This is a genomic window from Polaromonas sp. C04, assembly GCF_002002705.1.
In the GTDB taxonomy this organism is placed as follows: domain Bacteria; phylum Pseudomonadota; class Gammaproteobacteria; order Burkholderiales; family Burkholderiaceae_C; genus Rhodoferax_A.
The window spans coordinates 291,530-303,529 of record NZ_MUNS01000020.1 but is presented as its reverse complement, the minus strand read 5'-3'; the positions used below and the strand labels follow the sequence as shown (position 1 = coordinate 303,529).

Below are 12,000 nucleotides of genomic sequence, written 5' to 3'. Positions count from 1 at the left end.
CAACAATCGCCGGCATGAAATCCAAAGTGCAGTTCCGCTTTCGGATCTATCGCGACGAATGCATTGCCATCGGCCCTGGCAAGGTGGCGCTGCTGGAGGCCGTCGCCGAGACCGGCTCGATTTCCGCGGCGGCGCGGCAGCTCGGCATGTCTTACCGGCGCGCCTGGGTGCTGATCGATGAAGTGAATCGCTCGCTCAGATCACCCGCGGTCAGCACCTCGGCGGGCGGCACGCGTGGTGGCGGCTCGGCGCTGACACCCGTGGGCAAGAAACTGGTCAAGCACTACCGCGCGATAGAGAGCACGGCGCGCATGGCCGCTGCCGCCGACATCACGGCGCTGACCCGGCTGCTCGCGCCATGACGGCGGTGGACGGCGCGGGCGACAGCCCGCAGGCCTTTGCGATCTTCGCATCCGCCGTCATGTTCGGTGCAACTCATGCCCCATCCAGCATGACCATACGTCTTGCGAGAGCCGCTGCTTCGCGGGCGGTGGCGGCTCGCTGACCGTACCCAGACTGATGAAGCCGGCCAGGAATTCCGCCTCGGCCAGGCCGAGCTGGCGCGCCAGGATGGCGTCGAAACAGCGCTCGCCGCTGAGCACGATGGCACCAAAGCCCAGTTGGTGCGCCGCATTCAGGATGTTGCCCAGCGCGGCGCCGGCGCCCAGCCATTGCTCGCGCAGCGGCACCTTGCTGAGCTGGCGCGGCGAGACGACAAAGCCCAGCAGCACGGGCGCGCGGGTCGCATGCTCGCGGGCGCGCTTGAGATCCAGCGCGGTGGCGAGCGGGTCGCGCCGCAGCTTCTCCTGCTCGAAGCACTGCGCCAGCGCCGCCCGGCTGCGCGCGCGAAATTCAATGATGCGCCACGGGTGCAAGCCGCCGTGATCGGGCGCGCGCAGGCCCGCCTGGATCAGGCGGTCCAGTTCGTCGGCGTCGGGCCCGGGCGAGTGCAAGCGCCTGGGCGAGACCGAACGTCGTGCCAATAGGGTTTCCAGAGCCGGCGCACCGCCATCCAATGTGCCCGGGCCGGCCTTGCATCTGAGCACCTCGCCAATGTCCTGCGCGTCCAGCAGCGAGATCCGCAGCGACTGTCTCGCGCCGCCGGACGTGATCACCGACATCACCACGGAGCTTGAGTCAACTTCCTGTTCGATGCGCCATTCCGCCACCTCGGCCACGCGGCGCAGTGCCGCCTCGCCGGAGATGGAATGGACGACCGTGTTGTGCTCGAGATCACGCATGCTGCTTTTATCGACGAATTCGGCAATGCACCTGGAAGATCACATCGCTATATCCGTTGATATACAAGGATGGAGGGTGCCAGTGTATCGCCGAGACGCCCCTTCATCAACGGATCGGGATCGCCCTGCGCAGCGCGTCAGTCCGCGCCAATCATCACGCTGGAGGCCTTGATGATGGCGCAGGCCGCGCCCCAGACACAACGCCGTTGCGGGGATTGGGGCCGGGGGTCGAGCCATGCGTCAGCCAGGCCCTGAAACAGATACGCTCTGGCACCATATTGGTAAAACTCCCGAGCAGCCGCCGAAATAAAGTACATCTTTTTCCAATTTGAGTATTTATCCCACAACAGGGAGCACCTATTCTTCGCACTGTCGGCGCGGTGTTGTCGACGCCATGCAGATCGTTCCCATCACAAACTTCAGGAGACTGGCTCATGAAATTTTCAACGACCCTCGCCCTGGCCGCCGCAATGGCCGTGGCAGGCACGGCGCACGCCGCCACCGAGCTCGTCATCGCGACCGTGAACAACGGCCACATGATCGAGATGCAAAAACTCACGCCCTTCTTCGAGAAGGCGTACCCCGACATCAAGCTCAAGTGGGTCACGCTGGAAGAAGGCACCTTGCGCCAGCGCGTGACGACCGACATCGCCACCAAGGGCGGCCAGTTCGACGTGATGACGATCGGCCTGTACGAAGTGCCGATCTGGTCGAAGAAGGGCTGGCTCAAGCCCATTGCGACCGACGCGGCCTACGACGTGGACGATCTGTTGCCCGCCATCCGCACCGGCCTGTCCTACAAGGGCAAGCTCTATGGCGCGCCGTTTTACGGTGAAAGCTCGATGCTCATGTACCGCAAGGACCTGATGGACAAGGCCGGCGTGACGTTCTCCGGACGCCCGACCTGGAACCAGGTGCGCGATGCCGCGGCCAAGATCAGCGATCCGAAGGCCGGGGTCTATGGCATCTGCCTGCGCGGCAAGCCGGGCTGGGGCGACAACATGGCGCTGCTCAGCACCATGGTCAACACCTGGGGCGGCCAGTGGTTCAACATGAAGTGGCAGCCGCAGCTGGAGAGCAAACCCTGGCATAACGCGATCAGCTTCTACGTCGACATCATGAAGAAATACGGCCCGCCCGGCGCATCGGCCAACAGCTTCAACGAGAACCTGGCGCTCTTCAACGAGGGCAAGTGCGGCATGTGGGTGGATGCGACGATCGCGGCCTCGTTCATCAGCGATCCGAAGCAGTCGAAGGTGGCCGACAAGGTGGCCTTCGCGCAGTCGCCGGTGGCTGTCACGCCGAAGGGGGCCAACTGGCTGTGGTCCTGGAATCTGGCCATCCCGGCCAGCACCCAAAAGGCCGATGCGGCGCAGAAGTTCGTGACCTGGGCCACCTCCAAGGCCTACGTCGACCTGGTGGCGCAACAGGACGGCTGGGCGCGGGTGCCGACCGGCACGCGCAAATCAACCTATGCCAATCCTGAATTCCAGAAGGTCGCCACATTCGCCCCGGCGGAGCTGGAGGCGATCAACAGCGCCGATCCAAGCAGCCCCACGCTGCCGAAGTCACCCTATGTCGGTGTCCAGTATGTCGCCATCCCCGAGTTCCAGGCCATTGGCGTTGCGGTCGGCCAGCAAATGAGTGCGGCGCTGGCCGGTACGGTCACGGTGGACCAGGCTTTGAAGACCTCGCAGACGATTGTCGAGCGCGACATGAGCAAGGCCGGCTACTACAAGTGAGCCCCATCCCCTCCCCCGTTGGGGGAAGGGGTGACAAGCCCATCATGAACCGACTGATGCCCCGATCGCTGATGGCGCCTGCGGTGCTCACGCTCTTCCTCTGGATGATCGTGCCGCTGGCGATGACGTTGTATTTCTCCTTCGTCAACTACAACCTGCTGCAGCCGGGCGCGCACACGTTTGCCGGCATCGAGAATTTCCAGTACTTCATCACCGACCCGGACTTCTGGCCGGCGGTCTGGAACACGCTGCTGCTGATCGGCAGCGTAATCGTGATCACGGTGGTGTTCGGAATCCTGCTGGCATTGCTGGTCAACGACCCGTTTCCGGGGCGCGGCATCGTGCGCGTGCTGTTGATCTCCCCGTTCTTCGTCATGCCTACGGTGAATGCGTTGCTGTGGAAGCACATGATGATGAACCCGATCTACGGCGTGCTGGCCGATGTGTGGCGCGCCTTTGGCGCCACCCCGGTGGACTGGATGACCGACTGGCCGCTGCTCTCGGTCATCGTCATCGTTGCGTGGCAGTGGCTGCCCTTTGCCTGCCTGATCTTCATCACCTCGCTGCAATCGCTCGACCGTGAGCAGATGGAAGCGGCGCGCATGGACGGCGCCAGCGCGCCGCAGCGCTTCTTCTACCTCACGCTGCCGCATCTGGGCCGGCCGATAGCGGTGGTGATCATGATCGAGATGATTTTTCTGCTCAGCATCTTTGCGGAGATCGCCATCACAACCAGCGGCGGTCCAGGCAATGCGAGCACCAACATCACCTACATGATCTTCAAGCAGGCGCTGCTGAATTTCGACGTCGGCGTCGCCTCTGCCGGTGCGCTGTTCGCGGTGGTGCTGGCCAATATCGCCGCGGTCTTCCTGATCCGCATCATCGGCAAGAACCTGGACTGAAGGGGGACAAGACCATGCCACCCAACGACATCCTGCCCCTGGCGCTGCGCACCGTCACCGCGTGGCTCGTGACACTGCTGCTGTTCTTCCCGCTCGGCTGGCTGTTCCTGACGTCATTCAAGACCGAACTGCAGGCGATCCACGTGCCCCCGCTGTTCGTGTTCCATCCGACGATGGAAAACTTCGGCGAGGTGCAGCGCCGCAGCGACTACCTGCTGTATGCACGCAACTCGCTCGTCACGAGCCTGGGCTCGACCGTCCTGGGCCTGTTGATTGCGGTGCCGGCGGCTTATTCGATGGCGTTCTTCAAGACCCGGTTCACGCGCGACATCCTGATGTGGATGCTCTCGACCAAGATGATGCCGGCGGTCGGCGCCCTCGTGCCGATCTACGTGCTGGCGCAGACCGCCGGCATGCTGGACTCGGTGCCCGCGCTGATCATCGTGTTCACGCTCTCGAATCTGCCCATCATGGTCTGGATGCTTTTCACCAGCTACAAGGAAATCCCGGGCGAAATTCTGGAAGCGGCGCGCATGGATGGCGCCACCCTGTGGAAGGAGTTTGTCCATGTGGTGCTGCCGCTTTCCGTGGGCGGACTCGCGTCCACCGGGCTCTTGTGCCTGGTGCTGAGCTGGAACGAGGCCTTCTGGGCCCTCAACCTGACCTCGGCCAAGGCCGGCACGCTGGCCGTGATGATCGCGTCCTACTCGAGCCCCGAGGGCTTGTTCTGGGCCAAGCTCTCCGCCGCCTCGACGATGGCCATTGCACCGATCATCGTGTTCGGCTGGCTGTGCCAGAAACAACTGGTCCAGGGTCTGACCTTCGGCGCCGTGAAATAACCAGACAAGGAGAAACGCATGGCTTACCTTCAGCTTCAGGACATGCGCAAGAGCTTCGGCGAGACGCACGTCATCCAGGGCGTGAACCTGGAGATCGCCAAGGGCGAGTTCATCGTCTTCGTCGGCCCCTCGGGCTGCGGCAAATCGACCTTGCTGCGCCTGATCGCGGGGCTCGAGCCGGTCACCAGCGGCAAGCTGCTGCTCGACGGGCGGGACATCACGCACATGCCCTCGGGCAAGCGCGACCTCGCGATGGTGTTCCAGAGCTACGCGCTGTATCCGCACATGAGCGTGTACGACAACATGTCGTTCGCGCTCAGGCTCGCGGGCGTGCCGAAGGACGAGATCAGGACGAAGGTCGAGTACGCGGCCAGACAGCTCAACCTGGCCCAGTACCTGGAGCGCACGCCCAAGGAGCTGTCGGGCGGCCAGCGACAGCGCGTGGCCATCGGCCGCGCCATCGTGCGCGCCCCCAAGGTGTTTTTGTTCGACGAGCCCCTGTCCAACCTGGACGCAGCGCTGCGCGGCAACACACGCGTGGAAATCCACAAACTGCATGTAGCCCTCGGTGCGACCACCATCTACGTGACGCACGACCAGGTCGAGGCGATGACGCTGGCCGACCGCGTGGTGGTGCTGCGCGACGGCCGGATCGAGCAGGTCGGCTCGCCGCTCGATCTGTACGACCACCCGGCCAGCCAGTTCGTGGCGCAGTTCATCGGCATGCCGTCGATGAACATGGTCGCCGCGGGAGCGATCCCCAGCTTCTCGAACCAGACCGGCGGACGCCTGCCGAGCGACGGCTTTCTGGGCGTGCGCCCCGAGGGCCTGCGCGTGCACCAGGGCCATGGCGCCGGCGTGCCGGGCCGCGTCGACCTGATCGAGGCGCTGGGCAACGACACGCTGATCCACGTGGACGTCGGCGGTGTGCAACTCATCGCGCGCCAGAACGAGCGCACGCCACTGAAGATCGGTGACGACGTAGGAGTGGAGCTCAACCCCGCGGTGCTGCACCTGTTCAATCGAGAAGGCCGCGCACTCGCCGCCTGAGAATTTTCCGGAGAATTCGACGTGACACTCGCAGCAGCGCCAGCCACTTCCCGGGTCATGCTCCATCTGGGGCTCGGCTCGTTTCACCGCGCGCACCAGGCAGCTTACCTGCAGCAGCTCATCGAGGCCGGCGACACGCGCTGGTCGCTCTCGGGCGGCAACCTGCGCGCCGACATGGCCGGATTGCTGGGGACACTGCGGGCGCAGGGCGGGCGCTATACGCTGGAGACCGTGTCGCCGGCCGGCGAGTACCGCTACCAGCGCATCGAGTCGATCCGCGAGGTGCTGCCCTACGAGCCCACGCTCGCGGCGCTGATCGCGCGCGGCGCGGACGCGGCCACGCGCGTGATCTCGTTCACCGTGACCGAGGCCGGCTACTACCTCGACGCCCATGACAGGCTCGACCTGGGTTTCAGCGATCTCGCAGCCGACATCGAACGCGCGAAACGTGGTGGGCCGGGCGACACGATCTACGGCGCGGTGTGCGCCATCCTGCGCGCGCGCCGTGCGGCCGACGCCGGACCGGTGACATTGCTGTGCTGCGACAACCTGCGCCACAACGGCCAGCGCTTTCGCGCCGGCCTGCTCGAGTTTATCGAGCGCAGCGGCGACGCCGCGCTGCGAGGCTGGGTTGACGCCAACACCGCCTGCCCGAACGCGATGGTGGACCGCATCACGCCGCGCCCGCCGCCCGAACTGCGCGAGCGCGTGCGTCGCGCCACCGGCTGGATCGATGCCGCGCCGGTCACGGCGGAGAGCTTCATCCAGTGGGTGATCGAGGACAACTTCATCGCCGGGCGGCCCGAATGGGAGCGCGTGGGCGTGCAGATGGTCGATTCGGTCGCACCGTTTGAGGAGGCGAAGATCCGGGTCCTGAACGCGACGCACAGCTGCATCGCCTGGGCCGGCACCCTGATCGGCCTGCAATTCATTCACGAGGGCACGCACACGCCGGCGATCCGTCAGATGGCCTGGGACTACGTGACCGACGACGTCATCCCGTGCCTGAGCCAACCCGGCAACCCCAGTCCTGTCGATTTGCCGGCCTACCGCGACGTGGTGCTGGAGCGATTCGGCAACGCCGCGATCCGCGACACGAATCAGCGCGTCGCGATGGACGGCTTCTCCAAGATCCCGGGCTTTATCGCGCCCACGGTGCGCGAACGGCTGGCGCAGGGACAGACGATCGACAGCGTGGCGATGCTGCCGGCACTGTTTCTCGCCTTCCTGCAGCGCTGGCACCGCGGTGAGCTGGCCTACACCTATGAGGACCAGGGGATGGACCCGGCCGCCGCACACGGGATCTGCGCAGCAGCAGATCCGGTGGCCGCGATGGGTGCCGACGCGGGGCTGTGGGCGGAGCTGGCCGGCGACGCACGGCTGCTCGGCGCATTGCGACGCGCCGCACAACGAGTTATTGATTTTCAAAAGGATCATTCATGAGCGCACGTTTGCAGGATCGGCACGCCTTGTTGACAGGCGCGGGAGGGGGCATCGGCCTGGCCGTCGCCGAGGCCTATCTGGCACAGGGCGCGCGCTGCACCGTGGTGGACATCGCGTCCACCGCACCCGCCGTGCTGGCGCCGCTGCTGGATGCCCATGCCGGGCGGCTGCAGTACGTCAGCGCCGACATCACGCGGCCCGGGCAGATCGAGACGATGCTGGACGCGGCCGAGAGCCGCTTTGGCGCGCCGGGCGTGCTGTTCAACAACGCTGCCGTGTTCGACCTGGCGCCGCTGCTGGACAGCGACGAGGCCATGTACGACCGGCTGTTCGCCGTCAACGTCAAGGGCATGTTCTTCGTGATGCAGAAGGTGCTGGCGCGCATGGTCGCGCAGGGCGTGCACGGCGCGGTGATCAACATGGCCTCGCAGGCCGGGCGGCGCGGCGAGGCGCTGGTCGCGCACTACTGCGCGACCAAGGCCGCGGTGATCAGCTACACCCAGAGCGCTGCACTGGCCATGGCGCCGCACCGCATCCGCGTGAATGCGATCGCACCGGGCGTGATCGACACGCCGATGTGGCAACAGGTGGATGCATTGTTCGCGCGATACGAGAAATTGCCACTGGGGGAAAAGAAGAAGCAGGTCGGCCTGGCGGTGCCGCTGGGCTACATGGGTGCGCCGGCCGACATCGCGGGCGCCGCGGTCTTTCTGGCCAGCGACGAGGCCTCCTACATTACCGCCCAGACGCTGAACGTGGACGGTGGCTCGGTGATGAGCTAGGCTTGCAGAGCACTCACCCCGCATGACTCGAATGACCCCATGACCGCCCGTCGCCGCACCCTGCCCCGCCAGCGCCAGCCCGAACTGGAGCACGACCGCGGGCGCAGCCCCGAGCTGGGCTACGAGCCGCCCGACACGAGCGGCTCCATCCGCTGCCTGGCACACGGTTTCCCCACGCCGCTGGCGCGCTGGCATTACCACGACGAATACGAGTTGCACCTGATCGTGGCCTCTTCCGGCAAGACCTTCGTGGGCGACTACATCGGCTACTTCCAGCCCGGCCACCTGGTGCTGACCGGCCCGCGCCTGCCGCACAACTGGATCTCGCTGGATCTGCCGGAAGGCGGCATCGCCGAGCGCGACCTGGTCATCCAGTTTGCGCACGCGCCGATCGCGCAGGCGGCCGCACATCTGCCCGAGCTGGCCGAGCTGCTGCCGCTGCTGGACCGCGCACGCAACGGTGTCGAGTTCTTCGGCCTGTCGGAGCGCGCGGTCGACCATTGGCACAAGGTCAAGGCTCGTCAAGGCCTGGCGCGCCTGGGCGCATTCTGCGAATTTCTGGCCGACCTGGCGCGCTGCACCGATTACCGGCTGCTGTCGCACGCGCAGCTGCAAAGCGAGGACAACGCGGCCCAGCTGGACCAGATCAATGCGATCCTGAGCCGCATCACCGCCGACCTGGGGCAACCGCTGTCGGCCGCGCAGCTCGCAGCGGAGCTGGGCATGAGCGAGAGCCGCTTCTCGCGCTTCTTCCGCCGCGCCACGGGCAACACCTTCACCGACTTCGTGAACCAGGTGCGCATCAACCGCGCCTGCCAGCTGCTCATGGAGTCGGACCAGTACATCACCCACATCTGCTATGAGGTCGGCTTCAACAACGTGGCCAACTTCAACCGCCGCTTCCTCGATTTCAAGGGCATGACGCCGGGCGAGTTCCGGCGCCAGGTGGACGGCCGCTTCGGCATCAAGCGCTAGCGCCATGTACCTCGGGATCGATCTGGGCACGTCGGGCGTCAAGGTGGTGCTGCTGGACGAGGCGCAGCAGCTCGCTGGCGTGGCCGATGCGCCGCTGGCTGTCTCGCACCCGCAGCCCCTGTGGAGCGAGCAGGCTCCGCACAGTTGGTGGCTGGCGCTGGACCGGGCCATGCAGCAGTTGCGCCATGCCGCGCCGGGCGCACTGGCGCGCGTGCGCGCGCTCGGCCTGTCGGGTCAGATGCACGGCGCCGTGCTGCTGGACGCGCGCCAGCACGTGCTGCGGCCGGCCATGCTGTGGAACGACGGCCGCGCGTTCGCGCAATGCGCGCAGCTGGAGGCCGCCGAGCCAAGGTCGCGCGCCATCACCGGCAACCTGGCCATGCCCGGCTTTACCGCGCCCAAACTGCTGTGGCTGCGCCAGCACGAAGCGGCCGTGTTCGCGCAGACCCGCACCGTGCTGCTGCCCAAAGACTGGCTGCGGCTGCAGCTCACCGGCGAGGCGGTCAGCGACATGTCCGATGCGTCCGGCACGCTCTGGCTGGACGTGGGAGCACGGCGCTGGAGCGAGCCCATGCTGGCCGCCTGCGGCCTGACGCTGGCCCACATGCCGCGCCTGGTGGAAGGCAGCGCGCCGGGCGGCTCGTTGCGCCCCGAGATCGCGCAGGCCTGGGGGCTGCCTGCCGGTGTGGTGGTGGCCGGCGGCGCGGGCGACAATGCCGCCAGCGCGGTGGGCATGGGCGTGGTCCGCGCGGGTGAGGGTTTTGTCTCGCTGGGCACCTCAGGCGTGATTTTTCTCGCCACGGACTCTTTTCGCCCGGCGCCCGCGCAGGCGGTGCATGCCTTTGCGCATGCGCTCCCCGGGCGCTGGCACCAGATGTCGGTGATGCTGAGTGCCGCGAGCGCACTGGCCTGGGCCGCGCGCCTGACGGGGCGACGCAGCGAAGCGGCGCTGCTGGAAGAAGTGGCGCTGCTGCAGCCGGCCCGGCGCGCGCAGGCGCCGCTGTTCCTGCCCTACCTGTCGGGCGAGCGCACACCGCACAACAACGCGCACGCCAGCGCGTCCTTCACGGGATTGCGCCAGGAGCACGGCGCCGCCGATATCGGCTACGCCGTGGTCGAGGGCGTGAGCTTTGGGCTGATGGACGGTTTCGCCGCGATGCGCGGCGGCGGCCCTTTGGCGAACGAACTGGCGCTGGTGGGCGGCGGTGCGCGCAGCGACCTGTGGGCGCAGCTGCTGGCCTGCGGCCTGGGCTGCGCGCTGCGCCGGCATGAGGGCGCACACGCCGCCGCGGCCGTGGGCGCCGCACGGCTGGGCTGGCTGGCGGATGGCGGGGACGAAGCACAGGTGTGCCGCGCGCCCCAGGGCGGGCGCCTGTTCGAGCCCAACACCATGGAGACCGCGCTGCTGCGGCCGCGCTACCAGCGCTTTCGTGCGCTCTACCCCGCGCTGGCGCCGCACTTCGCGAATATCCCGGAGGAAGCAGCATGACGCGCGTTGTCGTGTTTGGCGAAATGCTGGTAGACCAGTTCGAGTCCGGCCCCGTTTCGCGCAAGGAGATAATGGCTTCCCGCCCGCCGTTTCCAGGCGGGTGTTCGCGCCCTGACTGTCCGCATGTCGTCCCTTCCTGCCACGCCTGCCTCTTCGGCTGAGTTTTCTCTCAGGCAAATCGCCGTGCCGGCCTTTGGCCCCTCGCTGCTATTCGGGCTGGGCGAAGGCGCCGTTCTCCCGATCATTCCTTTGATGGCGCGTGACCTGGGCGCCTCCGTGCCGATGGCCGCGCTGGTCGTCGCCCTGATCAGCATCGGCTCGCTGCTCAACAACATTCCGGCGTCGCTGATCACGATGCGCTGGGGCGAGCGCGGGGCCATCGTCGCCGCGGGTCTTTGGAGTGGCCTCGGTCTGGCACTTTGCGTGTTGACGTCGCACCTGGCCCTGTTCGCAACCGGCTGCCTCATGGTGGGCATGTCACAGGCCGTGTACAACCTGGCGCGCCAGATCTACATGACGGAGGCCGTTCCGATCGCGTACCGGGCGCGGGCGCTGTCGACACTGGGGGGAGTGATGCGCATCGGCATGTTCATCGGCCCCTTTCTCGGAGCCGCTGCGATCCATGCGTTTGGCCTGCAGGCGGCCTTCGGCGTGGGGATTGCGGGCGTGCTGGGCGCAGCGGCCATCGGTGCGCGTGTCCCGGACCTGGAGACACCCCCCACCCCGCCCGGCCAGACGCCACCGGCCGCCACGACCATCGTCTCGACACTCAGGGATCATCGCCATGTGTTCCTCACGCTGGGCCTGGGCGTTGTGCTGGTCAGTGCCGTGCGGGCATCGCGCCAGGTGGTCATCCCTTTGTGGGCCGATCACCTCGCGCTGGCACCTGCCGTGGCATCGCTGGTCTACGGCCTGGCAGGCGGCATCGACATGCTGGTCTTCTACCCGGCCGGCAAGGTGATGGATCACAAGGGCAGGCGCTGGGTCGCGGTTCCATCGATGCTCATCATGGGCATGGCGATGCTGTGGATGCCTTTCACGTCGGGCTTCAACACGTTGTTGCTCGCCTCGCTGTCCATCGGTTTCGGCAACGGCATTGGCTCGGGAATGATCATGACCCTGGGCGCCGACCACTCCCCGCGGCATGGACGTGCGCACTTCCTCGGTGTGTGGCGCCTGATGTCCGACATCGGCTCCTCGTGCGGACCGGTACTGCTGTCATTCCTGGCGGGCAGCTTGTCACTGGCAGCAGGAATCGCCGCCACCGGGCTCATCGCCTTCGCTGCGGCGGGGACGCTGGCCTATTGGATTCCTGAAACGCACGGCTCCGAACGGAGCTGAAACTCCGGACCACCGGAATCAGTCGATGCGGTCCTGGACGCAAGGCTTGCGAGCTACTGCTTTCTCGAAACAGCAAGCGCGCAGTGCTCACCAACCGCCGCCCACGCCTGGTTGCAATGGCGGCCGCCGATGCTGGGGGTTTGGCCTGGCAGCCTGGGTCGGGTGCCTCAGTCGCTATTGAATTCATAGCTACCTT

12 protein-coding genes are annotated in these 12,000 nt (G+C 66.5%); 10 read left to right on the top strand and 2 right to left on the bottom strand.

The window, feature by feature from the left end; genetic code table 11:
- Nucleotides 1-14 precede the first annotated feature (14 nt).
- The gene (locus B0E49_RS02650) at nucleotides 15-362 is read left to right on the top strand and encodes a winged helix-turn-helix domain-containing protein (RefSeq protein ID WP_077560407.1); all 348 of its coding nucleotides are present in this window, start codon (nucleotides 15-17) and stop codon (nucleotides 360-362) included.
- Nucleotides 363-419: 57 nt separating this feature from the next.
- Here the strand turns inward: B0E49_RS02650 and B0E49_RS02645 are convergent, their stop codons facing one another.
- Together B0E49_RS02645 and B0E49_RS20410 are read right to left on the bottom strand one after the other, a co-directional pair.
- On the bottom strand, nucleotides 420-1,241 hold the full coding sequence (locus tag B0E49_RS02645) for a nitroreductase family protein (RefSeq protein ID WP_077560406.1): 822 nt from the start codon (nucleotides 1,239-1,241) through the stop codon (nucleotides 420-422).
- A 137-nt stretch (nucleotides 1,242-1,378) separates the two neighbouring features.
- Nucleotides 1,379-1,558 carry a hypothetical protein gene (locus B0E49_RS20410; protein WP_077560405.1) on the bottom strand — a complete coding sequence of 60 codons (180 nt, stop codon included), beginning with the start codon at nucleotides 1,556-1,558 and terminating at the stop codon, nucleotides 1,379-1,381.
- Between the two features lie 117 nt (nucleotides 1,559-1,675).
- Here B0E49_RS20410 and B0E49_RS02635 point away from each other — a divergent pair, with 117 nt between their 5' ends.
- The 9 genes from B0E49_RS02635 (at nucleotide 1,676) to B0E49_RS02595 (ending at nucleotide 11,804) form a co-directional block, all read left to right on the top strand.
- Nucleotides 1,676-2,983, top strand: a complete 1,308-nt coding sequence (locus B0E49_RS02635; protein ID WP_077560404.1) for an ABC transporter substrate-binding protein — start codon at nucleotides 1,676-1,678, stop codon at nucleotides 2,981-2,983.
- A 44-nt stretch (nucleotides 2,984-3,027) separates the two neighbouring features.
- The gene (locus B0E49_RS02630; protein ID WP_077560403.1) at nucleotides 3,028-3,885 is read left to right on the top strand and encodes a carbohydrate ABC transporter permease; all 858 of its coding nucleotides are present in this window, start codon (nucleotides 3,028-3,030) and stop codon (nucleotides 3,883-3,885) included.
- Nucleotides 3,886-3,899: 14 nt separating this feature from the next.
- A complete protein-coding gene (locus B0E49_RS02625; RefSeq protein ID WP_077560402.1) occupies nucleotides 3,900-4,724 on the top strand; it encodes a carbohydrate ABC transporter permease in 825 nt (274 codons plus the stop codon).
- Nucleotides 4,725-4,742: 18 nt separating this feature from the next.
- The gene (locus tag B0E49_RS02620) at nucleotides 4,743-5,774 is read left to right on the top strand and encodes an ABC transporter ATP-binding protein (RefSeq protein WP_077560401.1); all 1,032 of its coding nucleotides are present in this window, start codon (nucleotides 4,743-4,745) and stop codon (nucleotides 5,772-5,774) included.
- Nucleotides 5,775-5,831: 57 nt separating this feature from the next.
- Nucleotides 5,832-7,217, top strand: a complete 1,386-nt coding sequence (dalD, locus tag B0E49_RS02615; RefSeq protein ID WP_077560400.1) for a D-arabinitol 4-dehydrogenase — start codon at nucleotides 5,832-5,834, stop codon at nucleotides 7,215-7,217.
- A complete protein-coding gene (locus tag B0E49_RS02610; RefSeq protein WP_077560399.1) occupies nucleotides 7,214-7,999 on the top strand; it encodes an L-iditol 2-dehydrogenase in 786 nt (261 codons plus the stop codon). Before dalD ends, B0E49_RS02610 begins: the two co-directional genes overlap by 4 nt.
- Before the next feature lie 39 nt (nucleotides 8,000-8,038).
- On the top strand, nucleotides 8,039-8,974 hold the full coding sequence (locus B0E49_RS02605) for an AraC family transcriptional regulator (RefSeq protein WP_077560398.1): 936 nt from the start codon (nucleotides 8,039-8,041) through the stop codon (nucleotides 8,972-8,974).
- A gap of 4 nt (nucleotides 8,975-8,978) precedes the next feature.
- Nucleotides 8,979-10,463 carry a xylulokinase gene (gene xylB, locus B0E49_RS02600; protein WP_077560397.1) on the top strand — a complete coding sequence of 495 codons (1,485 nt, stop codon included), beginning with the start codon at nucleotides 8,979-8,981 and terminating at the stop codon, nucleotides 10,461-10,463.
- Nucleotides 10,464-10,586: 123 nt separating this feature from the next.
- On the top strand, nucleotides 10,587-11,804 hold the full coding sequence (locus B0E49_RS02595) for an MFS transporter (protein ID WP_077560396.1): 1,218 nt from the start codon (nucleotides 10,587-10,589) through the stop codon (nucleotides 11,802-11,804).
- Nucleotides 11,805-12,000: the final 196 nt, after the last annotated feature.

Coding starts and splice junctions, on each gene's coding strand:
- B0E49_RS02645 (WP_077560406.1), bottom strand. CDS start 1,241: ATGCGTGATCTCGAGCACAACACGGTCGTCCATTCCATCTCCGGCGAG.
- dalD (WP_077560400.1), top strand. CDS start 5,832: ATGCTCCATCTGGGGCTCGGCTCGTTTCACCGCGCGCACCAGGCAGCT.
- xylB (WP_077560397.1), top strand. CDS start 8,979: ATGTACCTCGGGATCGATCTGGGCACGTCGGGCGTCAAGGTGGTGCTG.
- B0E49_RS02650 (WP_077560407.1), top strand. CDS start 15: ATGAAATCCAAAGTGCAGTTCCGCTTTCGGATCTATCGCGACGAATGC.
- B0E49_RS02610 (WP_077560399.1), top strand. CDS start 7,214: ATGAGCGCACGTTTGCAGGATCGGCACGCCTTGTTGACAGGCGCGGGA.
- B0E49_RS02625 (WP_077560402.1), top strand. CDS start 3,900: ATGCCACCCAACGACATCCTGCCCCTGGCGCTGCGCACCGTCACCGCG.
- B0E49_RS02605 (WP_077560398.1), top strand. CDS start 8,039: ATGACCGCCCGTCGCCGCACCCTGCCCCGCCAGCGCCAGCCCGAACTG.
- B0E49_RS20410 (WP_077560405.1), bottom strand. CDS start 1,558: ATGTACTTTATTTCGGCGGCTGCTCGGGAGTTTTACCAATATGGTGCC.
- B0E49_RS02630 (WP_077560403.1), top strand. CDS start 3,028: ATGAACCGACTGATGCCCCGATCGCTGATGGCGCCTGCGGTGCTCACG.
- B0E49_RS02620 (WP_077560401.1), top strand. CDS start 4,743: ATGGCTTACCTTCAGCTTCAGGACATGCGCAAGAGCTTCGGCGAGACG.
- B0E49_RS02635 (WP_077560404.1), top strand. CDS start 1,676: ATGAAATTTTCAACGACCCTCGCCCTGGCCGCCGCAATGGCCGTGGCA.
- B0E49_RS02595 (WP_077560396.1), top strand. CDS start 10,587: ATGTCGTCCCTTCCTGCCACGCCTGCCTCTTCGGCTGAGTTTTCTCTC.